This is a genomic window from Saccharibacillus alkalitolerans (assembly GCF_011090185.1).
GTDB lineage: Bacteria > Bacillota > Bacilli > Paenibacillales > Paenibacillaceae > Saccharibacillus > Saccharibacillus alkalitolerans.
In genome coordinates, this window is sequence record NZ_JAAFGS010000012.1 from 15,518 (window position 1) to 39,444 (window position 23,927).

Annotated in this window: 23 protein-coding genes, 1 pseudogene and 1 riboswitch; of the genes and pseudogenes, 6 read left to right on the top strand and 18 right to left on the bottom strand. The window is 56.8% G+C overall.

Going from position 1 to position 23,927, the window contains the following annotated elements; all coding sequences use genetic code 11:
• Positions 1–177: 177 nt before the first annotated feature.
• From GYN08_RS21745 to GYN08_RS21810, 13 genes and pseudogenes are all read right to left on the bottom strand, one after another.
• A complete protein-coding gene (locus tag GYN08_RS21745) occupies positions 178–342 on the bottom strand; it encodes a hypothetical protein (protein WP_166279252.1) in 165 nt (54 codons plus the stop codon).
• A 93-nt stretch (positions 343–435) separates the two neighbouring features.
• On the bottom strand, positions 436–870 hold the full coding sequence (locus tag GYN08_RS21750; RefSeq protein WP_166279255.1) for a hypothetical protein: 435 nt from the start codon (positions 868–870) through the stop codon (positions 436–438).
• A gap of 40 nt (positions 871–910) precedes the next feature.
• A pseudogene (locus GYN08_RS21755) lies at positions 911–1,862 on the bottom strand (IS30 family transposase).
• 259 nt (positions 1,863–2,121) lie between these two features.
• Entirely contained in the window at positions 2,122–2,343 is a 222-nt protein-coding gene (locus tag GYN08_RS21760; RefSeq protein ID WP_166279258.1) for a hypothetical protein, read from the bottom strand.
• Positions 2,344–2,518: 175 nt separating this feature from the next.
• A complete protein-coding gene (locus GYN08_RS21765) occupies positions 2,519–3,004 on the bottom strand; it encodes a hypothetical protein (RefSeq protein WP_166279261.1) in 486 nt (161 codons plus the stop codon).
• Between the two features lie 56 nt (positions 3,005–3,060).
• Positions 3,061–3,327 carry a hypothetical protein gene (locus GYN08_RS21770; protein ID WP_166279264.1) on the bottom strand — a complete coding sequence of 89 codons (267 nt, stop codon included), beginning with the start codon at positions 3,325–3,327 and terminating at the stop codon, positions 3,061–3,063.
• A gap of 233 nt (positions 3,328–3,560) precedes the next feature.
• Positions 3,561–3,908, bottom strand: coding sequence for a DUF7674 family protein (locus GYN08_RS24170; RefSeq protein WP_456238896.1), 348 nt, complete (start codon positions 3,906–3,908; stop codon positions 3,561–3,563).
• A gap of 245 nt (positions 3,909–4,153) precedes the next feature.
• Positions 4,154–4,594, bottom strand: a complete 441-nt coding sequence (locus GYN08_RS21780; RefSeq protein WP_166279267.1) for an SMI1/KNR4 family protein — start codon at positions 4,592–4,594, stop codon at positions 4,154–4,156.
• 20 nt (positions 4,595–4,614) lie between these two features.
• A complete protein-coding gene (locus GYN08_RS23520; protein ID WP_235946438.1) occupies positions 4,615–5,667 on the bottom strand; it encodes a polymorphic toxin-type HINT domain-containing protein in 1,053 nt (350 codons plus the stop codon).
• Entirely contained in the window at positions 5,664–7,070 is a 1,407-nt protein-coding gene (locus tag GYN08_RS21795; RefSeq protein ID WP_166279270.1) for an RHS repeat-associated core domain-containing protein, read from the bottom strand. Before GYN08_RS21795 ends, GYN08_RS23520 begins: the two co-directional genes overlap by 4 nt.
• Positions 7,071–7,113: 43 nt before the next feature.
• Positions 7,114–7,926 (bottom strand): undecaprenyl-diphosphate phosphatase, encoded by an 813-nt coding sequence (locus GYN08_RS21800; RefSeq protein ID WP_166279273.1) that lies wholly within the window; start codon positions 7,924–7,926, stop codon positions 7,114–7,116.
• Positions 7,927–8,158: 232 nt separating this feature from the next.
• Positions 8,159–9,220: an EAL domain-containing protein gene (locus tag GYN08_RS21805; RefSeq protein ID WP_166279276.1), complete on the bottom strand. Its 1,062-nt coding sequence runs from the start codon at positions 9,218–9,220 to the stop codon at positions 8,159–8,161.
• Positions 9,221–9,497: 277 nt separating this feature from the next.
• Positions 9,498–9,914: a pyridoxamine 5'-phosphate oxidase family protein gene (locus GYN08_RS21810; RefSeq protein WP_166279279.1), complete on the bottom strand. Its 417-nt coding sequence runs from the start codon at positions 9,912–9,914 to the stop codon at positions 9,498–9,500.
• Positions 9,915–10,101: 187 nt separating this feature from the next.
• Positions 10,102–10,215: riboswitch (TPP riboswitch) on the top strand.
• A 128-nt stretch (positions 10,216–10,343) separates the two neighbouring features.
• On the opposite strand from GYN08_RS21810, the gene GYN08_RS21815 reads away from it, so the two are divergent.
• The 5 genes from GYN08_RS21815 to GYN08_RS21835 all read left to right on the top strand — a co-directional run bounded on the left by GYN08_RS21815 (position 10,344) and on the right by GYN08_RS21835 (position 14,992).
• A complete protein-coding gene (locus GYN08_RS21815) occupies positions 10,344–11,414 on the top strand; it encodes an ABC transporter substrate-binding protein (protein ID WP_206023873.1) in 1,071 nt (356 codons plus the stop codon).
• Between the two features lie 29 nt (positions 11,415–11,443).
• Positions 11,444–11,743, top strand: a complete 300-nt coding sequence (locus GYN08_RS21820; protein WP_087799058.1) for a thiamine-binding protein — start codon at positions 11,444–11,446, stop codon at positions 11,741–11,743.
• Positions 11,740–12,540 carry an ABC transporter permease gene (locus GYN08_RS21825; RefSeq protein WP_166279282.1) on the top strand — a complete coding sequence of 267 codons (801 nt, stop codon included), beginning with the start codon at positions 11,740–11,742 and terminating at the stop codon, positions 12,538–12,540. Before GYN08_RS21820 ends, GYN08_RS21825 begins: the two co-directional genes overlap by 4 nt.
• Positions 12,537–13,466, top strand: a complete 930-nt coding sequence (locus tag GYN08_RS21830; protein ID WP_235946439.1) for an ABC transporter ATP-binding protein — start codon at positions 12,537–12,539, stop codon at positions 13,464–13,466. Before GYN08_RS21825 ends, GYN08_RS21830 begins: the two co-directional genes overlap by 4 nt.
• Before the next feature lie 524 nt (positions 13,467–13,990).
• Complete coding sequence (locus GYN08_RS21835) at positions 13,991–14,992, top strand: TatD family hydrolase (protein WP_166279285.1); 1,002 nt, start codon at positions 13,991–13,993, stop codon at positions 14,990–14,992.
• 1,087 nt (positions 14,993–16,079) lie between these two features.
• Here the strand turns inward: GYN08_RS21835 and GYN08_RS21840 are convergent.
• Complete coding sequence (locus tag GYN08_RS21840) at positions 16,080–16,898, bottom strand: purine-nucleoside phosphorylase (RefSeq protein WP_166279288.1); 819 nt, start codon at positions 16,896–16,898, stop codon at positions 16,080–16,082.
• Between the two features lie 347 nt (positions 16,899–17,245).
• Between GYN08_RS21840 and GYN08_RS21845 the strand changes: the two genes are divergently transcribed.
• Entirely contained in the window at positions 17,246–17,458 is a 213-nt protein-coding gene (locus tag GYN08_RS21845; RefSeq protein ID WP_166279291.1) for a hypothetical protein, read from the top strand.
• A gap of 212 nt (positions 17,459–17,670) precedes the next feature.
• Here GYN08_RS21845 and GYN08_RS21850 read toward each other — a convergent pair whose 3' ends face one another.
• From GYN08_RS21850 to GYN08_RS21865, 4 genes are all read right to left on the bottom strand, one after another.
• Entirely contained in the window at positions 17,671–18,591 is a 921-nt protein-coding gene (locus GYN08_RS21850; protein ID WP_166279294.1) for a serine/threonine-protein kinase, read from the bottom strand.
• Positions 18,592–18,664: 73 nt separating this feature from the next.
• On the bottom strand, positions 18,665–19,414 hold the full coding sequence (nfsA, locus tag GYN08_RS21855; RefSeq protein ID WP_166279297.1) for an oxygen-insensitive NADPH nitroreductase: 750 nt from the start codon (positions 19,412–19,414) through the stop codon (positions 18,665–18,667).
• 648 nt (positions 19,415–20,062) lie between these two features.
• Entirely contained in the window at positions 20,063–21,130 is a 1,068-nt protein-coding gene (locus GYN08_RS21860; protein ID WP_166279300.1) for a hypothetical protein, read from the bottom strand.
• A gap of 251 nt (positions 21,131–21,381) precedes the next feature.
• A complete protein-coding gene (locus tag GYN08_RS21865) occupies positions 21,382–23,886 on the bottom strand; it encodes a heavy metal translocating P-type ATPase (RefSeq protein ID WP_166279303.1) in 2,505 nt (834 codons plus the stop codon).
• Between the last annotated feature and the right edge of the window lie 41 nt (positions 23,887–23,927).

A 23,927-nucleotide genomic window follows, 5' to 3' on the forward strand; every position in this document is an offset into this window, starting at 1 on the left:
TCAGGCCCAGGCCGTAGACGTACCACGCTTGCGGCGTTCCGGCTGTGTCGGTTTCCATCAGAACCTGAGACAGCACGGCGTGCGGGTTGATAATCTGCTTGGTCGTTACGCCGTTTACCGTGATGGAGTTGCGGTTCTTTTCGTTGTCGTAGCCGCAGCTCACGCCGCCTGCCTGGATCAGGCGGTTGCGGGCGTCGTACTGGTAAGCCTGCGTGCTGCCGTGTACGTCATTTGCAGGTCGACGTACAGTCCGTTGACGTTTTCCAGAATCACGTTGCCTGCGGCATCGTAAACGTAGGTCGTCTCGGATCTGACGCTGCTGGCCTTTATCAGCAAGCTCAAACTTTGTTATTTGAGTTTAAAATTCTTAATATCGCGGAAAATAAAAAATGTAGCTGGCTGAAATTGAAGCATTCAGCTAACTACATTTTTTGCTTATTTTTGAAAGTCCTTAACGTTCGAAGATTTATAGAAGCTACCTAATTTCATTTTTTGAATAATCCTATATCCTACTCCAAAAACTATACCCGATGATAAATAGAAGAAGTAAAAATTTTGTGCTTCTGGCGAAAATGGGCTAATTCCACCCCAGAGGAGGAGTGCTAAAAGAGTGGGTATAAAGAAAATCGCTACGCAAGCTAATGGATAAAGTAATAGTTTGAATTTTTTAAATTTTTTGTCTACAAAGTAAACTATCCCAACATATATGGGACATGCAATACCGAGAAAACCAAAAAGAGTGATTAATATTACAAATCCAAGATCTGACTTCAGAGATTGATCAAAAACTAATTGTAGGTAATAAACATAACTTAAAAATCCCGACGTATAGGATAATAATCCAAGTAGAATCATTGCTATTTTAAACACCCATATTACCTCCTTAAATATCTTTTAAATTGACGAATTGTCAATCCAAGTGCAACACTTCGTCCTGAAACGTTTCATGGGTAGACTTCCAACCTAAACATTTACGAGGCCGGTTGTTAATCAAGGCGAGCGCTTGTTCAAGTTCGGCATCGGTCACCTGTGCAAAATCGTGGCCTTTAGGGAAAAACGCTCAAAGCAAACCGTTTGCGTTCTCGTTGGAACCACGCTGCCAGGAGGAATACGGATCGGCGAAATAGACGTCTACGCCGTGCAGCTGCTCCAACGCTTCATGGCATGCAAGCTCTTTGCCCCGGTCGACGGTCGCGGTTTGAATAGCCGACTTGGGATACTGAGCAGCCAGCACACCAAACGCGATTTCCATCGACAAGGCAGTTCGGTTCGGCATTTTAATCGCTTGGTAGAAGCGCGTTTTTCGCTCCACAAATGTGGTCACGCACGCTTTGCTTTTTCCCCGGCTAGAAACGACAGTGCCGAGCTCCCAGTGACCGAACGTGTCCCGGTCACGAATGGCTTTGAGGCGCTGTCGGATCGACTTCCCTATGGTACCACGCTTCTCCGGCGGTTTCTGGCGCTTGCCTTTGTGCCGAAGGACCTGCAGATTCCCTCGGCTCAGACGGCCCGCGTAAAGCCAGTTGTACAGCGTTTTAAAGGCCACGGCTAGAAGTCCTTTGCGCTTTCGACTGTGCTGGATTTGCTCGGGCGAGTAGGTCTTTTCAAAGTCGGCCTCGATCTCGCTGGCCAGCTTCGGGTTCCACTTTCCACGTGGTTTCGACCTTTCTCTTCGGGAAGCATAGGCATCTTGAGCTTCCTGAGCTTTGTAGGTTTGAGTCGTCCCATTGCGTTTAAGCTCTCGGACTGACGGCTCCTGCCGATCTTCCAAGTGCTCGACCAATCGCCCGAATCCCGACTCCTTGGCTGAGCAAGAGTTCTAGTTCGCTGCGTTCGATTATGCTAAAGTGAGTGTAGCTCATGGTGGATTCTCCTTGTAGAGAGGTTGTGGTGACTTTATTCTACACGAATCCGGCCATGAGCCCTTTTTGTATTCAGTTCGAGGTGTTGCACTTCATTTTACAATCCGTCAAATAAAAAGGCATTGAAAAGCATAATGCTTATCAATGCCTTTAAAATTATAGCTCTCTCTCTTTAAAATAATTAGACATGGTTAAAAGATATTCTTGCAACTTATCTGGTTCATTCAAAAAGTCAACTATTAGTCGCAATTCTCCTCTTTTACTTATTGCATAAGCTCTTCCCCCACCTGAGATTCTGTTCAGGTGGACCTTCAATTTGTCTATTTCTGAAGAAGAACCAACAACACTCTGCTTCAAAAAAATTCTCATCAAGTACATTAACCCTTGAGTTATTCATAAACGGTTGTAATTGTTCAAAAGCTGCTCTTTCCGCAATCTTTTCTGCTTGTTCAAAAGAAATTGTTTGAATATAACCACTCATGATTATTTTATCCCCAATTCTAGTTTCAAACTTGGATTAAGTTCAACGATTCTACCCATTTGTGTATCGATATAGTATACCTGTCCCTTTCTATTAATTACGTTTATTACATGGTCGATGCTACCTTGATTGATGATCACAATTCCAACAGCCCCATTGAACAATAGTTAGAACGTTAGCCTTCAAGATATACAAGACCCATTTTACGCAAAAAAAGATACCAATCGTCATGCTCACAATCAGGAAAAAGCTTCGCATAACCCGGACCGAAAACGTCGTTTTTTAAAAAGGATTGCAGGTTGTCCGCCAAAAGACGTAACTGCTCTCGATCGGTATTCAGCAGATAAACCGAACCTTTGGCGCGGTCAAGCAGCAGCGGCTCGTAGAGTACTTGTCCGATTTCGATCCAAGCGTTCGGCCCGCCCTCCACGTCGGAAACGCGAAACTGATACTGCCGGAGATCGGCATACGACCATAGGTCGATCGCGCCACAGCGTGCCCCATCGAATAAGTTCAGCACTTTTCGGTAGTCGCTTGCTATTATTTTCGCGCTTTCGTCTAATTCAGCGGCATCCTTTATTTTTCCGATTACGATATGCTCCGGCGATTTTAGCAATTCTGTTCTGACTTGGTCAATGATCTGATTTAAGTTTTCATGCATCTGGATTCCCTTATTCCTCCGATCTGCTTCTGACTTTGATTGATTTTCTATTCAATTCACTGCTCTTGGTCATAAACCGCGAATCTTTGACCGTCGATAACAATACTTGCATCTATAGGCACGCGGAAGCCTTTCAAAACGGCTTTGACCTCTTCGATCAGGCTAGAATCGTCGTCAAAAGTTTCGATATCGATATTGAACCCGGTATTTCCTCCCCCTCCGCCCGTCACTTCTCCCCGATCCTGCAGCATGTCATCCAGCGCATCTTCGATTTCATCTTTTGGCGCTGTTAATCCATTACCGATATAAATGAAAATATCCATGCTGCATCTCCCTATCCTATAATTTTTTTCTAAGGGAACAATAAAACAAAAAAAGCTTGTTCAACTCAGCGTCATTCGTATTTTTACTGTATGACCGGCTTACCTCTTCATCAGAAATGAATTGTTTTATCTGTTCTCCTTTAAAATTTTCATTATTGCAACTAACCTCCTTTATTCGGGATCTTGTGGTCTTATTTTTTCTTTAGATGCTTCTGCACTTGCAAAACTTCGAATTATACTAAGTGATCATAAAATATCTGCCAACATTTCTTTTTGATATAATTCACGTACTTATTGTATATGATGCTTAACAAGCTATTTCCCTTATATTCTCCCCAATGATCGATCCGCTTCAATGTGAAGTCGAGCTGTTTGGGTTCCCATGTATTTTTTGCAGTCTCTAAAACAGCTTTGTGATTACCCAATCTTTCTAAAAGAGTAATTGATAAAAGATTTCTTAAATGAATATCGTCGTTATCGAATACTTCCTCAACATATTCAAAGATACGTTCTAATAGATTGACGTTTGCATTTTCGTTTAGCAACTCAATCAATTGAGGAATAAAAAGGGCTTCAAGCACTACAGTTTCTAGTACCTGGCCGTAATCCGAAATTGATTTTTTTATAGGCTTGTTGCAGTGACGGAAAGAACCCTAACATATATTCTTCCGAGCTTTCATTCACAACGATCAACTCCTTATCACGTGCGTTTATTAGTTGTCCATTGATCACAGGATCTTTTATTCGATTCAGACTAAGTCGGAAATTCCCGGAGCAAAAAAGCCTTGAATGACATGAAGTCAATCAAGGCGCATAAGACTTTAGATCATTGTTTTAATCCGACTTCTACCAGGTATTCATAAAGATTTTGATACTTTGTTTTTCTGATTTTTTGATCTTCATGATCGTATACATATATAGTATTCTTAGAAACTCCTTTTTCTATTTTGTAACCATAGTAATCGCCTGCTTGATTATCTGATATAGCAAGAAATTGCTGCTTGTCCAACAAATCAAGTAATTTATTTTGATTGACTAAGCTCCACTCTTCTTTAACTGAAACAGAATAAATCACTGTAAAAGCAAAATAACCCCCACCAAAAGTTTGAATAAACATTTTATATTCTTCAGGAAAAATAATGTTCAATTGACGTTCTGCTGTTTTAATATCGTTTTTCGTTGCAGGTGGATCAGAATCAAGTTCAAACCATATAGGATTGGATTGCTTTAATTGTGCAACAATTTCTAAAAATTCATCGTACCTCACCACTCTACTCCTTTCTATACTCATTTATTATAAATCCAACCTGGCAATATAATATCCGCTCCTTGTTCTCTTGCCCGATACCACCAATGCAATTCGCGATCTAAAGCTCTCATTTCGGGAGTAACCCCTTGGTTGTACTTGTTTGGATGAATTGCAGGATTATTCAAATGTTCGGACGGTACGATTTCGTGTTTTGCAGCCCCTGGCATTTGTCCACCATGGTGTATGTTTGGACTACCAATGCCTCGCGGTGGGTGCCCCAAAAGCGCTTGTTTCAAATCATTGATTGACCATGGGCCCTCTATACGCACAGGATTATCGCCTGCATCATAGCCCACACCGGTCCTAAAATCAACTTTTTTATTATTTTTAATTGCCCCTAGGGCGCAAGCTTTATCATTCGTATTATGCACCCAAATACTCAAATCACTTACGAAATGCGTATGGAACTCGTCTACCGTCATGTTATACACACGGGCCTGACGCTGCTCTCGTTCAATCTGCTCGATCTTCAGCTTCGTTCCGTCCGCTTGCTCCAGCCAATCGCCGACCTTGAGATCTTTGACATACGTCCATCCTTTTCCTTCGACCCAGAACGGATGGTTATACGTCGACTCGATCTCCTGATCGCCAACATGGATCGTATAGATCTCGTCGGCCATATGGTTGAACGTCGCAGTGACGGTCTTGTAGCCTTCTTCTCCCGTAACGTCGTCTTGGGAAAGGACCTTGTCGCCGACCTGAATATCCTCGATATTCTTGTCGCCCTGATCCGTCTTCACTTGGGTTCCGGCGGTAAAGCAGTTGCAGCCTTTCGCCAATCGCGAAGTGAGCGAATCGCTTTCTTTACCCAGCTTCCTCGCCAGCCAAGCCCCGCCTTCAATGCCTTCCTTCGCCACGTACTTCCCGACATGCTTCCCGAACGGAATCACGCTCGCAACCGTTCCCACTCCGGTCGCCACGCGATCCGTCACCGACATTTGCTGTCCGGTAATCATGTCCACACCGGTGAACACTTCTTGGATCCATTTGAACGTCCCGACAAACGGCAGGGAATCCGCTGCGAAGCTCAATCCCGTCTGCCACCATGTTGCGCCACCGCACTCAGGCCGAATGGATCGATATACGACACCGGATTGCCGTTGACATATGCGTACCGGTTCATCGTCAATCCGCTGCCAATACTTCCGCTCAGTACGTCCCGATTTACAAACCGCTTGATCTCCGGGTTGTAGTAGCGGGCTCTCATCTGGTACAGACCGTTCGCATCCGTCTGTACGCCGTCGCGTCCATTGTACTGGAACGGCTGGTTCGTTGCACCTTCGTGGCTCAGCTGCTCGCCGTACGTGTCATAGCTGTACGTATCGGTCACTTGCCCCTGCTCGTCGGTCAGGGCAGTCGTGCTTCCGCGTAGATCATAGTGATACGTTTGGTACTGTCCTGCCGCGTCTTCGCGTCCGATCAGGCCCAAGCCATAGACGTACCATGCTTGCGGTGTTCCTGCAGCGTCGGTTTCCATCAGCACTTGGGACAGTACGGCGTGTGGGTTGATGATTTGTTTCGTCGTCACGCCGTTCACGGTGATGGAGTTGCGGTTGTTTTCGTTGTCGTACCAATAGCTCACGCCGCCGGCTTGGATCAGGCGGTTGCGGGCGTCGTACTGATAAGCCTGCGTGCTGCCGTCCAGCGGTCCGCTGATCATGTTGCCTTCCGCATCATACGTCACGGCTTCGCCGTTGACGGTCGCCAGGCGGTTATCTGCTGTGTAGGTCATCTGCAGATCGCCGTACAGTCCGTAGACATCTTGGGTGACGGTTGGATCATTGGCAGCCGTCAGCGAAGGCATATCAGCCTCGGCAGGAGCACCGTACACTTCGTTTTGCACCGTGTTATTCTCCGCTGCCGCTCCGCTCATATTGCCCGAGATCGTCAAGTCTCCCGGATTCGGCGACAGACCCGGTCCGTTCTCGGTGTACGTTACATCATCCAGCACACTTTCGAACTCGCCGCTGTTTTCTTGGATCAGGTTGCCTGCGGCATCGTACGCATACGTCGTTTCAGTCCGTACGCTGCCGTCCGGATTCATGTCCGTTACGCTCGTCAACTGTCCGGCCGCGTCGTACAAGCGGGTTTCTCGCGTTCCGTTTGGACGATTGGTGGAGATCAGACGGCCGTTGGCGTCGTAATCGTAGCTGGTGACGCGGCCTTTCCAATCCGTCACCGTAGACAGACTGCCGATCGCGTTGTACGTGTACTGGACCTTTTTGCCGTCCGGATACGTCAGCGTCGTCAGTTGTCCGGCTGCGTCATACGTGTAGCCGATGGTGTTGCCGTCGCCGTCCGTATACGCTTCGACGCGATCCAGCGCATCGAACGTACGCTTCAGCACTTTGCCGTCGCTGCCCGTTACAGACCGAATATTGCCGTTGGCATCGTATTGATACGATACGCTGCCGACTTCGTCGTAAGCGAACATAAAAAAGCGAGCCTCTCCATTAGAGAGACCCGCCTTTTTATGTTTACAAGAAAATCACCAACAACACGCCCGCCACGAAGCAGTAATACGCGAAATACTTCAAGTTCCCTTTCGCCATGATGCCCATCAGCCACTTCATCGAGAAGTAGGTCGTGATCAGCGTGGCGATAAAGGCCAGCGTGTAAGCCAGCGTCATTCCCGATCCTCCCGAAGCTTCCTTAATATCGGAAAGGCTCAGCACGATCGCGCCGAGACTGGCGGGGATATACAGCATGAACGAATAACGAAGAGCCGTATCCTGCTTCATGCCCGTGCCCATCGAAGCGACGATCGTCGCGCCCGAACGGCTGATGCCGGGAATCAGCGCGACCGCTTGAGCGAAGCCGACGAACAGCGCATCCTTCATCGTCAGGTCTCCGTCCTGCTTGCGTCCGCGCAGGTTGCGGATCAGCCAGAGCGCGATGCCGGTCACGAACAGCGCGACGCCGACCGTCTTGATCGACGAGAATACCGCTTCGATCCAGTCTTTGAGCAGCAGCCCGATAATGACCGTCGGAATCGTGCCGACCACGACGTAGACCGCGAACATGAAGTCGGACTTGTATTCCGCCCGCCGGGTGCGCAGATAGTTCCATGTGTTGGAGATCAATCTCCAGATGTCATGCCGGAAAATGAACATAATCGCGATGAGCGAAGCCGTGTTGGTCAGAATTTCGAAAGTCAGTCCCGTCTGTTCGGTACCGAGCAGACGCTGGGCGATAATGACGTGCCCGCTCGACGAGACGGGAATCGGTTCGGTAACGCCCTGCACGATGCCCAGAATCAAATACTTTAGCCACAGCCAGGTTTCTTCCATCTCTCTCCCGCTTTCTTCTATGTATTTATAAGATCTGCCCGAACCAAAAAGTCCGCACACATCTTATTTAATTTACCATGAAGGCTTTCGGATGTGAAATTTACGCAAAAAAGAACGGGCCGGGCGCGGAACCCGTTCCATTCTTCGGTCTATTCCCGTTCGATCCGTCCCGGCAGCGGGGCAGGCATGCGCAGAACAGCTCCCCGCCGCTCCCTGTCGGCGGCTTCGAACATTACGCCTGCCCGGTCAGACGGTCTTCCGAAGCGCTCAGCTCGGCGGCCGGCCGGCCGAACAGATACCCCTGCGCAAGCGAAATGCCGAGATTTCGGCAGAACTCGTATTCTTCGCGGCGTTCGATGCCTTCCGCCAGTACGGCGCCGCCGAATTCCTGCGACAGCGCAACGATTTCGGCGATACGCCGCTGCTTCTCGGACGATTCGTCGCACCGGTCGATCAGGCCGCGGTCGATCTTGACGAAATCCGGCTTCAGCTGGCTGAGCACTTCGGTCGTCGCGTAACCGGAACCGACATCGTCCAGAGCGACCGATACGCCGCGCGAACGGTAAACGTTAAAAATGCGCTGCAAATGCGGCATATCGCCGATCCGCTCGGTCTCCACCACTTCGAATACGAAGTCTTGGGGATCGAGTTCGTAGCGCTGGATGGCGGCGAACGTATGATTCAGGCAGTAATCGGGATTATAAATGGAAGACGGCAGAAAATTGATAAACCGCTTGATGCCTTTCGGCAGCACTTCCGCGCTCCGGCGAATGGCGGAAATGCGCGCGGCCCGGTCCAGGAACGAGTGCATGCCGGTTCTCCGTGCCACGTCGAACAGTTCGAACGGGTTGAACGGCTCTTCGCCGGGCGCGGCACGAAGCAGAAATTCATAGGCGACGATCTGTTCGCGTCCGTCGACGATCGGCTGCATGAAGCTTGTGAAGCGCTCCTGCGTAATAATATCGACCATGTGCATATTTTGAAAACGTACGGCAAGCTGCGCAAACGGAAGCCAGGGCAGCAGGGCCGGCGAGTCTTTTTCTCCGCAGACCTTGACCTGAAGGGGCTCGGTCCATTCGACAGGCAAACTGTTCAACCATTCCGCCATCTCCAAAAATTGTTCCCTGCTTGCGTAGGAAATATAGAGCGATTCGCTCTCGCAGCCTTCCCTGCCGACCACCCAGCCCCGTTCTTCGACCAGCCGACCGAGCATTCTGCCGACCGGCCGCAGGTACACGGTTCCCCAATCTTCGATCGGCCTTACCGACTGACAGCTGCTGCATATATGATTCATCCGGAGGAACCTCCTCAAGCTCAGAGTAAATGATAATATCGATAAATAAGTCATAGTCCTTTTAACCTAGCAACCAAGCTTGATGATCTCCCCCTATTACCCAGTTTCTCCTTTATTGAATCGGGTAATTCCGACTTATTTATGAGGCATTATTCATTATTTTATTAAATTTTACACAATTATTTTATTCGACAAAAAAAGCCCCGTCCGGCACGTTCGTCCCGGCGGGGCTTGCTGTTAAAATTCGAAACATTCGGAAGTCGGACTTAAACGGGGGTCAGCCTTCCCATACTTCCACTTCATGTTTGCTCTTGGCATACTCGGCGCGCGTAGGCGTAATCTTCAGCACGACGTAATTCGGATCGTCCGGTCCTTCCAGCCACTGCTCGAACGTATCGTTCCACAGCTTTTTGCGCAGCTCTTCGTCGCGGGTAATCTCGGCAGTCCCTTGAATCTGGACTTCGTCCTGCGTGCCGCCCTGCTCGAAGCCGAGCAGCAGCGCCACGTTCGGGTTCTGCTCGAGCTCTTCCACCTTGTGCGTTTGCGAGCTCGTCACGAGATAGATCGTCATTCCTTCATTAAATACCGTCATATAGCGGACTTTCGGATGGCCGCTTTCGACCGTGGCGAAAGATCCGAAACGGTTGCGTTCCAGCGTTTCCGTAATTTTCTGTTCCAGCTGTTGTTGGTCCATATGCGAATAAGCCTCCTGTATGTTGAGAATTTGAGTGCGGCATACGCCTGCCTGTCGGTTCGGCGAAGCCGTGCATAATAGTAAGTACCCGAATAGACGAAAGTGAACCTGCCCGCCCAAGGGAGCGTCCGGCTGGACAGTCTTCTTGTTAAGGACTATAATGACACGGAAGCAACCCGAAAATTTCATATCCCCCGGGGGGAGCCGGAAGAATGGCCGGCTGAGAGTGTATCCCAAGCAGATACTGACCCTTATACCTGATCTGGGTAATGCCAGCGTAGGAACGTTTAAGCGAAGACGCCGCTCGATCTTATCGAAGAGCGTCCCGCAGATTGAATCGACGTGACGCGTCCCGGAATCCGGGACGCTTTTTTGTTGTTCCGGCGGGCATGGAGGAACGGGCAATACGGCAAAAGGAGAAATGAACAAATGAAGAACACACAAAAGGGGATCCAAAAAAGAATGCGTTGGCTGGCTCCGCTCGCGGCGATGCTGCTGGCGCTGACGGCTTGCTCGGGCGGCGGCGGAAACAACAGCGCCGCGGACGCCGGAACCGACCAGGCCGCCGGGAACGGCAGCGAAGCGAAGCAGATGCGCGACGTGAGCGTGGTGCTGGACTGGACGCCGAACACGAATCATACGGGGCTGTACGCGGCGGTCGATCAAGGCTTTTACGAAAAAGAAGGCCTCAACGTGAAGATTCTGCAGCCCGGCGCGGGCGGCGCGGACCAGATGGTCGCTTCCGGCGAAGTGCCGTTCGGCGTCAGCTACCAGGAGAGCGTCACCCAGGCGCGGGTCCAGGGCGTTCCGCTCGTGTCGATCGCGGCGGTCATTCAGCATAACACGTCCGGCTTTGCGGCTCCGGCCGACCGGAACATCAAATCGCCGAAAGACTTCGAAGGCAAGCGCTACGGCGGCTGGGGTTCCCCGGTCGAGGAAGCGGTCATGAAGTCGATCATGGACCAGGAAGGCGCGGACGTGTCCAAGGTGGAAAAGATCAACATGGGCGAAGCGGACTTCTTCACCGCCGTCAAACGCGATATCGACTTCGCCTGGATCTACTACGCGTGGACGGGCATCGAAGCGCAGCTGCGGAACGAACCGATCGACATGCTGTACGTCAAAGATTACTCCGACAGCCTCGACTACTACACGCCGGTGCTCGTGACGAACGAGAAGCAGATCGCGGACGATCCCGAGCTGGTCAAATCGTTCATGAAAGCGACGGCCGAAGGGTATCGATACGCGATCGACCATCCGGCCGAAGCGGCCGATATCCTGATCAAAGCGGTGCCGGATCTCGATCCGAAGCTCGTCAAGGCCAGCCAGGAATGGCTCAGCCCGAAATATCAAGACGACGCGGCGCAGTGGGGCTGGCAGAAGCCGGAAGTGTGGAAGAACTACGGCGACTGGATGGGTTCGCAGAAACTGCTCGAGGGCGACTTCGATTATACGAAGGCGTTCACGAACGATTACCTGCCCGCGGCGGACGCCAAGTAAACTTTTTATAAAAGAGAGGAAGATCGATCATGGCAACGACCCTGCTCAGCATTCAAGTCATTCCGAAAACGCCGAACGGCGAAGATTCCATTCCTTACGTGGACAAAGCGATCGAAGTGATCCAGCGCTCCGGCGTCAAGCACGAGGTGCACGCGCTGGAAACGACGCTCGAAGGCGAGCTGCCGGAACTGCTGGAGATCGTGCGGCAGATGCATGAAGCGCTGACCGAAGCTGGCGCGCCGAGCGTCATCTCGCAGATCAAAATCGCCCATTATCCGAGTCCGGACGGCATCAGCATGGAGCGTCTGACCGCCAAGTATCGTCCATGAGCTTCCGAACGACCTTAACCCGATGGTTCCGCTCCGCGTGGCCGCCCTTTGTGGCGGTCCTCTTCTTTTTGGCGCTGTGGGAGGCGGCGGTGCGCTTCTTCGGCGTCGAGTCCTGGATCCTGCCGTCGCCGGGCGTCATCGCGCAGGAGGCGTCGCGCAGCGCGGACTCGCTCTGGATGCATACGCTGTCCACGCTGCGGCTGACGCTGATCGGCTTTGTCGTCGGCTCGGCGGTCGGGCTGCTCGTCGCCTGCCTGCTGCATCTGCTCCCGCTGCTCAAGTCGGCGCTGTACCCGCTGCTGATTCTGAGCCAGAACGTGCCGACGATCGCGCTGGCGCCGCTGCTCATGATCTGGTTCGGCTTCGGCCTGCTGCCGAAAATCATCGTGATCACGCTCGTCTGCTTCTTCCCCGTCGCCGTCTCGGCGATGGACGGCTTCGCGCAGACCGACCGGACGATGCTGAACTACATGCGGATGATCGGAGCGAAAAGGATTCAGATTTTCCGCAAGCTGGAGTTCCCGCACGCTCTGCCTTCCCTCTTCTCGGGACTGCGCATCGCCGCCACGTACAGCGTCATGGGCGCCGTTATCGCGGAATGGATCGGCGCGCAGAAAGGCATCGGCTATTACATGATTTTGCAAAAATCGGCGTTCCGCACGGACCGGATCTTCGCCGCCATCGCCATCATCGTCGCGCTCAGCCTGCTGCTGTTCCTGCTGGTCACGCTGGTCGAACGGCTGGTCGTGCGCGGCGGACGGCGGGGCGGCCATAAAGAAGGGGGAGATCCGCGATGAACGAACGCAATTCGGAAGACCTGCGCATTCAAAAAACGGCAGCCCGCGCGGACGGGCCCGTACAGACGAGCCAGCGGAAAAATGCGGAAACGGCTGCGGGCACGGCCTCGGCGGCCAGCCCTGCGCCGATCAAGCTGGAGCTGTCCGGCGTGCAGAAATCTTTCGGCAGCCGGCGCCGGCCGCTGCCGGTTATCGGCGGCGTGTCGCTGCAGGTGCGCGAAGGCGAATTCGTCAGTCTGATCGGCCCGTCGGGATCGGGCAAGAGCACCCTGTTCCATCTCATCGGCGGACTGCTCCAGCCGGATAGCGGCGAAATCCGGCTCGACGGCCGGGTCATCAACGGCGAACGCGGCCATATCGGCTACATGCCGCAGCAGCCGGCGCTGTTCCCCTGGCGCACGATCGAGGAGAATGTCGTCCTCGACCGCGAAGTGAACGGCATACCGCGCCGCGACACGCTGGACGAAGCGCGGCGCTGGATGGAACGCGCCGGGCTCTCGGGCTTCGAGCGGGCTTATCCGCATACGCTCTCGGGCGGCATGCAGCAGAGAGCCGCGTTCGTGCGCGCCCTGCTCAGCCCGCACGAGCTGATGTGCCTGGACGAGCCGTTCAGCGCGCTCGACGCCTTCACCCGCAGTGAGATGCAGACCTGGCTGCTCGACATCTGGGAAGAGACGCGGCGTTCCGTCTTGTTCGTGACCCACCATATCGAAGAAGCGCTGCTGCTGTCCGATACGGTCTACGTCCTGTCCGGCCGTCCTTCCTCCGTGCTGCGGCGGATCGAGGTTCCTTTCCCCCGTCCCCGCCGCGAAGAAATCGCCGAAACTCCGGAATTCTTGGCGCTTCGCCGCGAGCTGACCGGTCTGATGAAGGAAGAACAGCGGAAGAGTCGGGCGGAGAACGGCGGAAGGGCAGCGCGGGGATAGCGCGGCGGTCGGAGAACCGCGGAAGGGCAGCGCGGGGACAGCGCGGCGCGGCGGTCGGAGAACCGCGGAAGGACATCACGGGGATAGTGCGGCGCAGCGGACGGAAGAACCGCGGAATGGACTGTCGGGCGAAACTTGCGGCTGCGCGATGCGGACGGCAGGGGCGCACCTGTCGCCCGCCGTCCGCTTCCTCGCCGCCCGCCGCGGCCTCTAACGGATCGTCATTCCTTTAGAGCACGCTTTTTACGCATGTCCGATTTTTAACGGAATCAGATGACGCTTAGCGAAAAATAAGTGGGATTTTCGCCACAAAAAAACGATTTTCCGCGGCTAAGCGTCCCCTCGTTCCGTTACAGATCGAAACAGGCGGATTTCGGCTTCTAAGGGTCGCTGATATCCGTTACGGTCCCCTCCCTGTTCTCGCGGCGCGCATCAAGCAGATCCGCACCGTCCATACGCAAGATTCAGCCGAATCTGTCCGTCATTCATCCCATCCAAAAAAACAGAAAGGTCAGGTGATCGTCATGTCCGGCACATTCGCCGATACGCATATCCATCTGGAGCAGTACGCGCCGGAAGAAGCGGAGCGCATGCTCCGCCAGTTCCGGGACGCCGGCGGGGCGTACGTCGTCGCCGTCTCCATGAACCTCGAATCCGCCCGCCGGACCGAGCGGCTGGCGGAGCTGTATCCGGGCCTGGTGCGCCCGGCTTACGGGTTCCACCCCGAGCAGCCTCTTCCGACTCCCGAGGAAGAGGAGGCGCTGTTCGCCTGGATGGAGAGGCGAACGCTCCCGGGCGAAGCCGCGGGGGCTTCCGGCGCTCTGCACGCCGGAAGCGCCCACGGCGAAGGTTCGGACGCCGGCCGCGGCAAGGCCGGCGGCGCGCGGCGCGGTCCGGCCCCCGCTGCGTGCGGGGCGGCAGGCGGCGGAGGCGGCCTTGAAGCCGCTTCGGCCTCTGCCGGAGCGGCGGGCGGCGATTCGCCGCGCGGCCTTGCCGCTCCGCCCCGCATGGCGGCGGTCGGCGAGGTGGGGCTGCCGTACTACAGTCGGCAGGAGGCGGCCGAGCGCGGCGAGGCGCTGGACGAGGCGGGCTATGTCCGCCTGCTGGAGCGCTTCGCCGCTTTCGCCGCGCGGCACGATCTGCCGATCGTGCTGCACGCGGTGTACGAGGACGCCGACACGGCATGCGACCTGCTGGAGCGCTTCGGCGTGCGGCGCGCGCATTTCCATTGGTTCAAAGGCTCCGCGGACACCGTCCGGCGCATGATCGCAAACGGCTATTTCATCTCGTTTACTCCGGACATCCTGTACGAAGAAGAGATCCGGCAGTTGGCCCTGCGTTATCCCGACTCGCTCGTCATGAGCGAGACCGACGGTCCCTGGCCGTTCGAAGGCCCGTTCGCGGGCCGGGCCACCCACCCGTCCATGACCGCCGACGTCTGCCGCGAATGGGCGTCGCTGCGCGGCCTGGACGAAGACGAAGCCCGGAAGAAAATGCTGGCGAACGCCGAACGTTTCTACGGTTGACTTCATGCCGAACTAAGCTCTGAACGCCGTCGATTCGCCCCGTCTTCTTTTGACCCGAACTGCACCGGCGCAGGCCGTTCGCCTGTATCCGGTGCTTTTTTGCTGCTTCGGCTTGTTCGCTTCTACGCCAAAGCCCGTCATGGTCGGTCGCGGTCTCTCTGCGACTCTTTCACCAAACCGAAATAGCGCCCTTTCTGCTCCGACAGCTCGCTAGGCGAGCCGGCTTCTTTCAACTTGCCTTCATGGGAGACAAGCACCAGATCGGCATGCCGCGTCTACTCCGGTTGGTGCGTCGTGACAATTACGGTCGCGCTGCCGCCTCCCCGCGATACGACATCCCAGAACCGCTGCGCATTCTCCGCATTCCACCCCGATGTCGGCTCGTCGAAGATCAGAACGTTTGTCGGCTCGAATCCCGAACCGCCTGATCAAATTTGGGATGGAAGGTTCATCCTACGGCAGAAGGATATTTCATTCGCGTAACTGCGGCCGGATAGGCAATTGACTTTTTGCGCATAAAAAAACCTTCGATCCTCAGAGGATCGAAGGTTAAACCGGCGGACCGGATTGCGGCATGAAGCGATGGCGAGACATTCCGCGGATCAGGCGGGCAACCTGCGGGCACGCTTCGTCGGGCGACGACGTTTCGCCGGATCATCCCGCCTCTTACGTATGACTGAAAACGAATAAGAGCAAATATCCCTCTATCTTCCGGATTCTCGAAGTTTTCGGCAAAATAAGTCCAAATCTCCCCTTAAAACGCGTCATTTGACGATCGGATCGGATTTTCGGCTGAAATAAGCGGATTTATGGACTTATTTTATTAGAAGCAGCGACAGCGGATAAATAAGTCCGTTTATGGCCTTATTCGAAAAAGAGTACATTCTCGCCGCACCCCGCAGCCTCCTTACGCCCTGCCCGCTCTCGCGCGCCATCGCCGCTTGCAGCGTCAACGGCCTTACCTTTAACGCGGCTTTCGCCGTACACACGATTTCCCGGGCCGTTCCGGCTTAGGCTTTCGCCGTACGCGAGTTCTCCCGGTTCGGTTCGGTCCGCTCCGATCCGGTTCGTCCCGGTCCGCTCCGGCTCAGGCTTTTTCCAATACGCCTTTCACCAGTCCGACGAACTTCTCTCTCACCCGCGCCGCCACTTCGATCACTTCGTCGTGGCTGAGCGGTTGATCGAGGATGCCGCAGGCCATGTTGGTCAGGCAGGAGATGCCGAGCACCTTCATGCCGCCGTGCACGGCCACGATCGTCTCCGGCACGGTCGACATCCCGACGGCGTCGCCGCCGAGCGTGCGGATCATGCGGATCTCGGCAGGCGTCTCGTAAGCCGGGCCGCTCCACCAGGCGTATACGCCCTGCCGCAGCGTCGTGCCCTGCTCCTTCGCCACCTGCTCGGCCAGGCCGCGCAGTTCGCGGTCATAGACCTGCGACACGTCCGGGAAGCGGACGCCCAGCTCGCTGTTGTTCGGCCCGATCAGCGGGTTGTCGCCCACCAGGTTGAGGTGATCGGTAATCAGCATCAGATCGCCCGGCTCGAAGCCCGTATTGACGGCGCCGCAGGCGTTCGTCACGATGACCGTCTCCACGCCCAGCGCCTTCATCACACGCACGGGGAAGGTGACTTCCTTCAGCGAATAGCCTTCGTAATAATGGAAACGTCCTTTCATGGCCACGACCGTCTTGCCTTTCAGCTCTCCGATCACCAATTCGTTGGCATGCCCGATCGCTTCCGACTTCGCGAAGTACGGAATTTCGGAGTACGGAATCACCACGGCGTTCTCGATCTCGTCGGCGAGCGTGCCCAGGCCCGATCCCAGAATGAGGCCGATCGTCGGCTTGTGCTCCGTTCTGCCGGCGATGTAATCGCGGGCTTCGTTAATTTCCTGCGTTTTTTGCATGATGAACCCTCCCAGAGTCTCTGCTTCCCGAGCGGCCTGCCGCAGCTGCGGCAGCTTCGGCAAAGCCGTTTTCGATATGGCGTCAGCTTGCTTAGACCAGTGTAACGGGGGAAAGCCGCATCTGTAAACCGCACGACGGAAGCGATCATCCGGCGGTTATTTTTTTCGGAGCGCTTTCTCAGAGGATTCTAATGTTCTTCGGACGCTCGCGCGGGTAACTCTTAACGAAGACACTCCGACGATTCGCTTCCGATTCGAATTGAAACTCCGGAGCGAATCGGCCGTATGTCTTTCATCGCCGGGCAAGCCCGCGCGAATCGGCTATCTCATTCAAGGAGGAATCGTTCATGTTCAAAAAAATTGTCGATAAGATCGTTCACTCCGCCTCCCAATCCAGTCACAAGCACGGGTCCAGCAGCGATCATCGAAGCCGCCGCCGCTACGGCTCCAGCAGCGACCGTCCGAGATATTCGCGTTCTTCGTCTTCCGATCGCCGGCACGGCGGACACGGACGCCACGGTCATTCTTATTATAAAAGAAGATCGGGAAGCTCCAGTTGATCCGCAGCTGCGGCAGCTCATACGCCGGCAGCCCGAACAGGCCGTTCTCCTCGTCACGAGACGAAGGGAACGGCCTGTTTTGCTCGGGGCATCCCGCTTCGCCGGGACCCGGCCGAGAAGCCCGAGCACGGCCGGGTCCGAACTCCGCCCGTCGCGAAAAGCAGAATTGTCGCACTGCGGCGGCAGCACTGCGGCGGCACGGGCGAGCCGGTTCACGTTCCGTTCCGGCTTCCTGCCGCTCCCAGTTCCCGCAGGCTTCCGCGAATCGCGTCGGCCGCTTCTTCCGCATCCGCGAAAGGCGCGTCCAGCCTCAGCAGCCGGCGCAGCAGCGCCGAGGTGGGCGCGGACAGCTCCAGCTCTTCCTCCCAGGAGGCGCCGGCAGGAACGGACTCCTCCGGCATGCTCTTTTCCGCTTCCCCCGAATCGGCCGCGCGCCCGGCGCGGACCCTCTCCGCTTCCGCTTCGTCCGCGCCGCGCGAATCGCCCGGCGGCGTATAGCCGGAATACAGCATGTACAGCAGCAGATGGCCGGTATCTTCCAGATCCGACACGATCCGGGCGGGCATCCGTCCGGTCAGCGGAGTCCCGTCCGGCGCCAGTACCTCGTCTTCGCCGATCCGGCGGGCCAGGCCGAAGTCGATCAGATAAATGGCGCTGCCGTCCATCATCACATTCGGAATGCGGATATCCAGATGGACGTAACCGCGCGCGTGCGCATGCCCGACGCGGTCCAGCAGCTCCAGCGCCCAGCTCAGGCAGTCGGCTTCGCCGAACACCCGCCCTTCTTCGAAGATCAGGTCTTCCAGCGTCCGTCCCCGCACATAATCGGCCGCGAGCCATTGGCAGCGCCGATCCGCGAAAAAGTCTCGGCAGCGGGGAATGCACGGATGGTCCATCGCCAGCAGCGCGTCCCGTTCCCGGGACAGCAGCAGACCGGCCAGGCGGCGCCGGCTCGGCTTGGCCTGCTTCAGCGCCACCTCGCTTCCGTCCCGGCGATCGATGCAGCGGTAGCTCAAGCCGTAACTGCCCATGCCGAGCCACTCGGCGATTTCGTAACGGCCGCCGACCGTCTCTCCGGGACGAAGCGGATAATCGCGCCAGGCGCGGATGAATTGTTTGATGGACTCGAGCATCCTGCACCCCTTTGCCAGGCCGCTTCTCCCCCATGAAGCGGGGCGCCGGCCGGGCCGTATCGTTTCTTTCGAATTACTCTTTGTTGAAGCCTTTTTCCTCGAGGAAAGCGCGCAGCTGCATGCGCGAAGGCGCCGTCAGCTTGGCGGCCATCTGCTCCGACCATGACGAAGTGCGCTGTCCTCCCGTGCGTTCGCTGATATACCGGACCATCGTCTCGTCGTACGCCTGTACGCCGCGCTCGTTTTGCTCCGGGCGGTAGCCGTTCATATGCAGCACCGCTTCCTGCGGAAGGCGCGGCCGCAGACCCGCTCCGTGCTGCGGATCGGGATAACCGACGCACATGCCGAATACCGGATAGACATGGTCGGGCAGTCCCAGCGTCTCGGAGACGCCTTCGATATCGTTGCGGATGCCGCCGATGTAGACAATACCCAATCCGAGAGACTCGGCGGCCACGGCCGCGTTCTGCGAAGCCAGCGCCACGTCCACGGTCGCGACGATAAAATTCTCGACCGCGCCTTCGTAAGAACGCGCATCCGGCGCATGCGTTTCGGCCGCTTTTTTCAATCGGGAGAGATCCGCGCACCAGACGAGGAACACCGGGCATTCCCGGATATACGCCTGATCGCCGGCATAGGCGGCCAGCTTGTCTTTCAGGTCCGGTTCGGTCGCGGCCACGACGGTGTACGCCTGGACGTTGCTGGAGCTGGAAGCCATCTGTCCGGCGGCCACGATCGTTTCAAGCTGCTCCGCGGTGACGGGGCGGTCGGTATATTTGCGCACGGAGCGGTGATTCATCAACAGGGAAATGGTCTCGTTCATCGGTAATCCTTCTTTCTGTACGGAGTTTCGTTGGGTTTGCCGGATCTTGCGCACATGGCGGCCGATCCGTTTCCTTTCTATTATGAAACTCCGATTCGGCGCGCGCAAGCGAGGAGGAATCGGAAGGGTTATGGCATGGGACGGCAAAAAGCCGGCGCACGCAAAAAAAGCTCCGGCTCTACGCCGAAGCTTTCTCACTTTCCGCATCTTCTGCGGTTAGGCACCGTGCCTTGTTCCGGCAGCGAATCGCCGGAAAGCGCATTCATAAAATCCGAGCAAAAAGGTTCGGATGGATGCGGATACGCCATTTCTTCCGCGGAAGGCGGCATCCAGGCCGATCCTCGGGGAGCGCAGCGGCGGCGGTCCGAATCGGATTCCTTTCCCGCGGGAGCGGTCCCGGGATCGCGCAGCACCTGAATAAGCGCGAAGGCGGCCGTAAACGGCAAATGTTGTTGGATTCCTCGGCGGCTTCTGCTCATTCTCTTCTCTCCCTTCGCGTCATCTTATCCTACATATCGGTCGAGCTTTTTGTATATTTAACGTTGCCTCAAAATTTTGACTCAGCTTATCTTGAAAAAAATGGAAGAATTCGAGCGGTCGGACACATTTCGGACAAATTCGGACGGCGTTCTTTCCGCCGCTAACGTGTTATTCCTTCCAGGGATTGCGCGCTTCGCGAAACGCTTCCGCCTGCCGCGTCAGCTTGCCTCCGCCCTGTTCCAGAAGACGCACGTAACCTCGCAGCATTTTCGCGAACGACGACGGTCCGCCTTCGGCCGCCTTCCGCTTGTAAGCGGCGCGGGCATCGGGATCGATCTCTCCGGTTCGGAAATCGAACAGCGGCACGTTATCCGTTCCGTAGAGCACGATATACAGCGACTGCGCGTACATCTGCCCCACCGTGTCCGACTCCGGAGACGACGGATAGCGCTCCAAGTAGAGGCGTTGGCGTTCGGCCCGGTCCAGCAGTTCTTCCCAGCTCACGATCAGGCCCGCGTCCTTGGTCAGCTCGCTTCTCGTTTCGTCGGCGCGAATCGTCAAGTAATCGGCATAACGCCGGCCGACGTCATCCGCGTATTTCAAATAACGTTCGTAATCGATCTTCGGAAAATAATACCCCTCCGTCGTATCCAGCACGTAACCGTCCGTCTCCAGCTCCCGCAGCAGGGCGTCGGCCTGCGGCAGGCCGGTGCGGACGCCGCGCTTCCAGCTTCCGTCTTCGGCGAACAGATCGGCGTTCATCAGCGCCGCTTGGACTTCGGAGCCGCTCAGCGATTCTTCGAGCGGAGCAAGCCGCTTGAATTGAACCGCTTCGAGGCGGTGCAGCCAGACGGTCACGGAAGCCGGGGAGGCGGAAGCCGCATGGGCGTCGATATACCGCCACATCCCCTGCACGTTTCCTTTTGCCGTAAGCTTGGCGAAATCGGAAGAAGCGGCGGAAGCCGTCGGCAGGGACGGCGGTTCTCCGTACGCGGCCGAAGCCGGAATCGGAGCGGCAGGGTCCGCGGATCCGTCTGCGGCGAACCTTTCCGCGGAACGGCGCTGCTTCGATCCGTTCGGCGAAGCCTTCGCTTCGCGGCCGCTTTTGGGCGTCTCGCTGCCGGAGGGAGCCGCCGAAGCGCGCTCCGCCGGCAGAACCGAACCCGTCAGCGCCGTCATCAGCGCCATGGCGGCCAACGCCGGAATTTTTTTGCGTGATCTTCTTGTTCCGCTCATCGCAAGCCCTCCTCGAGTATCGGCCGCCCGTTCGCGCTTAACTTTTTGCAACCGATATCATTTGTCTTGTGGCTATATACGCGCGAATTGGGCAAACGACTCGCAATTCCGAAAATTCATCGAAAAATTCCTGCGCTTCGGCCGGTCGTTTCCCGCATGCGAAAAATCCGCACGCAGAGGCTCGAGGCCCCTCCGTGCGGATCGAGAATTTCGGATATGCGCTTCCCTTGCGAATGCCGCAAACGCCAAGCTTACAGCTTCACCCGCTGCAGCCGCAGCGCGTTCAGCACGACCGAGACGGAGCTGAACGCCATGGCGGCGCCCGCCAACCACGGAGCCAAGAAGCCCAGCGCGGCGATCGGGATGCCGATCACGTTGTAAGCCAGCGCCCAGAACAGGTTCTGGCGAATATTGCGCATCGTGCGCCGGCTCATTTCGACGGCGTCGGCGATGCCGTTCAGGTCGCCGCGCATCAGCGTAATATCCGCGGCTTCCATCGCCACGTCGGTCCCCGTGCCGATCGCCATGCCCGTATCGGCCGTCGCCAGCGCCGGCGCGTCGTTGATGCCGTCGCCGACCATGGCGACTTTGCGGCCGGCTTCCTGCAGCTTCTTGACTTCGGCCGCCTTGCCCTCGGGCAGCACCTCGGCCAGCACGTCGGCCGCGTCGATGCCGGCCTGCCGCGCGATGGCGCGCGCCGTCGCCGCATTGTCGCCGGTAATCATCACGACGCGCAGGCCCATGGCTCGCAGCCGGCGGATCGCTTCCGGCGACGATTCTTTCAGCGTATCCGCGACCGCGACCACGCCGGCCGTTCGACCGGAGACGGCGACGAGCATCGCCGTCTTGCCTTCGCTTTCCAGACGCTCCATGTCCGGGATCGCCGCGGACGCGTCGATGCCCCGTTCCCCGAGCAGCCGGCGCGTGCCGACGAGCACTTCCTCGCCGCCGACGACGGCGGAAATGCCGTAGCCCGGCAGCGACTCGAACCGCTCCGCAGCCGGCAGCTCGGTGCCGCGTTCGCCGGCTCCTCGCACGAGCGCTTCGGCCAGCGGATGCTCCGAGGCGTTTTCCGCCGCGGCGACCAGCGCCAGCAGTTCGTTCTCGCCTCGCCCTTCGCCGTAAACGATGACGTCCGTCAGCTCCGGCTTGCCTTTGGTCACCGTGCCGGTCTTATCGAGCAGTACCGTATCGACCTGCTGCGCGGCTTCCAGATGCTCTCCGCCTTTGAACAGGATGCCGAACTCCGCCGCCCGGCCGGAGCCGGCCATGATCGAAGTCGGCGTCGCCAGCCCGAGCGCGCACGGACAGGCGATGACGAGTACGGCGATCGCTTTCTCCAGCGCTTCGGAGAAGGCCCCCGGCTGCACGGCAAAATACCAGATCAGGAAGGTCACGGCGGCGATGCCGACCACGATAGGCACGAAGATGCCGGAGATCACGTCGGCCATCCGCTGGATCGGCGCCTTGGAACCCTGCGCCTCTTCGACGACGCGCACGATCTGCGCCAGCGCCGTATCGCGGCCGACTCTCGTCGCCTTCATCAGCAGCGAGCCGTTTTTGTTGATCGTCGCGCCGGTGACCGACGCCCCCGGTTCCTTGTCGATCGGCAGGCTCTCGCCGGTCAGCATCGATTCGTCGACGGAGGAGCGTCCTTCGGTCACGACGCCGTCGACGGGAATCTTCTCGCCCGGTCGCACCCGGACGATATCGCCGGGCACGACGTCCGAGACGGGCACTTCCGTCTCGGCCCCGTCCCTTAAGACGATCGCCGTCTTGGCCTGCAGCCCCATCAGACTGCGGATCGCTTCCGAAGAGCGGCCTTTGGCACGCGCTTCGAACCATTTGCCGACGAGAATCAGCGTGATCAGCACCGCGCTAGTCTCGAAGTACAGCTCCGGCATGCCGTGTCCGGCCATACCTTCCATGCCGGCCATCGCGCTTCCCGATCCGCCGTCCGCCGCCCAGCCGATCGTCAGGTACAGGCTGTAGAAGTAGGCGGCCGACGTGCCGAGCGCGACCAGCACGTCCATATTGGCGCTGCCATTGCGCAGCGCTTTATACGCGCCGACGTAGAACTGCCAGCCGATGATCAGCTGCACCGGCGTCGCGAGCAGCAGTTGGAACCACGGGTTCGCGAACAGCGGCGGCACGTACAGGAACGAAGTGAACGAGAAATGTCCCGCCATCGCCCACAGCAGCGGCAGCGACAGCAGCGCCGCTGCGGCCAGCTTGATCACGCGCTTGCGTTCCTCGCCGCCCCGATCGCGCTCGCCGCCGTCCTGCTTCAGCTTGGCTTCGTAGCCGAGCTGCTGCACTTTGCGCATGATATCGCCCGGCTCGATCGCCCCCGGCGAATATTCGACATGCGCCGTTTCCAGCGCCAGGTTCACGCTGGCGCCAAGCACGCCGGGCATCCGGTTCAATCCCTTCTCGATTCGAGCCGAGCAGGCGGCGCACGTCATGCCGGAAATGTCGAAGTCCGACGCCTCCTTCACCGTGGTGTAGCCGAGCGATTCGATCTTGCGCTCGATCTCCGCCAGGCCGGTCTCTTTCGGATTATAGTCGACCGAAGCTTTCTCCAGCGCCAGATTCACGTTCGCTCCGGCGATGCCGGGCATCCGGTTCAGCCCTTTTTCGATTCGGTTCGCGCAGGCCGCGCACGTCATGCCGCCGATCTGCAGCGTCGCCTGCTGCGTGCGTCCGCGTTCCGCCGGCGACGAAGCTTCGGAAGACGTTTCGCTTTGCGTTTGCATGTCGATAACCTCCTTTTAATACCCCTACGGGGTATATGTAG

What these genes read in the sequence shown, in the direction of transcription:
- GYN08_RS21760 (WP_166279258.1), bottom strand. Translation starts at nt 2,343, where the DNA reads ATGAGTGGTTATATTCAAACAATTTCTTTTGAACAAGCAGAAAAGATT.
- GYN08_RS21765 (WP_166279261.1), bottom strand. Translation starts at nt 3,004, where the DNA reads ATGCATGAAAACTTAAATCAGATCATTGACCAAGTCAGAACAGAATTG.
- GYN08_RS21770 (WP_166279264.1), bottom strand. Translation starts at nt 3,327, where the DNA reads ATGGATATTTTCATTTATATCGGTAATGGATTAACAGCGCCAAAAGAT.
- GYN08_RS21795 (WP_166279270.1), bottom strand. Translation starts at nt 7,070, where the DNA reads ATGTTCGCTTACGACGAAGTCGGCAGCGTATCGTATCAATACGATGCC.
- GYN08_RS21800 (WP_166279273.1), bottom strand. Translation starts at nt 7,926, where the DNA reads ATGGAAGAAACCTGGCTGTGGCTAAAGTATTTGATTCTGGGCATCGTG.
- GYN08_RS21805 (WP_166279276.1), bottom strand. Translation starts at nt 9,220, where the DNA reads ATGAATCATATATGCAGCAGCTGTCAGTCGGTAAGGCCGATCGAAGAT.
- GYN08_RS21810 (WP_166279279.1), bottom strand. Translation starts at nt 9,914, where the DNA reads ATGGACCAACAACAGCTGGAACAGAAAATTACGGAAACGCTGGAACGC.
- GYN08_RS21815 (WP_206023873.1), top strand. Translation starts at nt 10,344, where the DNA reads ATGAAGAACACACAAAAGGGGATCCAAAAAAGAATGCGTTGGCTGGCT.
- GYN08_RS21820 (WP_087799058.1), top strand. Translation starts at nt 11,444, where the DNA reads ATGGCAACGACCCTGCTCAGCATTCAAGTCATTCCGAAAACGCCGAAC.
- GYN08_RS21825 (WP_166279282.1), top strand. Translation starts at nt 11,740, where the DNA reads ATGAGCTTCCGAACGACCTTAACCCGATGGTTCCGCTCCGCGTGGCCG.
- GYN08_RS21830 (WP_235946439.1), top strand. Translation starts at nt 12,537, where the DNA reads ATGAACGAACGCAATTCGGAAGACCTGCGCATTCAAAAAACGGCAGCC.
- GYN08_RS21835 (WP_166279285.1), top strand. Translation starts at nt 13,991, where the DNA reads ATGTCCGGCACATTCGCCGATACGCATATCCATCTGGAGCAGTACGCG.
- GYN08_RS21840 (WP_166279288.1), bottom strand. Translation starts at nt 16,898, where the DNA reads ATGCAAAAAACGCAGGAAATTAACGAAGCCCGCGATTACATCGCCGGC.
- GYN08_RS21845 (WP_166279291.1), top strand. Translation starts at nt 17,246, where the DNA reads ATGTTCAAAAAAATTGTCGATAAGATCGTTCACTCCGCCTCCCAATCC.
- GYN08_RS21850 (WP_166279294.1), bottom strand. Translation starts at nt 18,591, where the DNA reads ATGCTCGAGTCCATCAAACAATTCATCCGCGCCTGGCGCGATTATCCG.
- nfsA (WP_166279297.1), bottom strand. Translation starts at nt 19,414, where the DNA reads ATGAACGAGACCATTTCCCTGTTGATGAATCACCGCTCCGTGCGCAAA.
- GYN08_RS21860 (WP_166279300.1), bottom strand. Translation starts at nt 21,130, where the DNA reads ATGAGCGGAACAAGAAGATCACGCAAAAAAATTCCGGCGTTGGCCGCC.
- GYN08_RS21865 (WP_166279303.1), bottom strand. Translation starts at nt 23,886, where the DNA reads ATGCAAACGCAAAGCGAAACGTCTTCCGAAGCTTCGTCGCCGGCGGAA.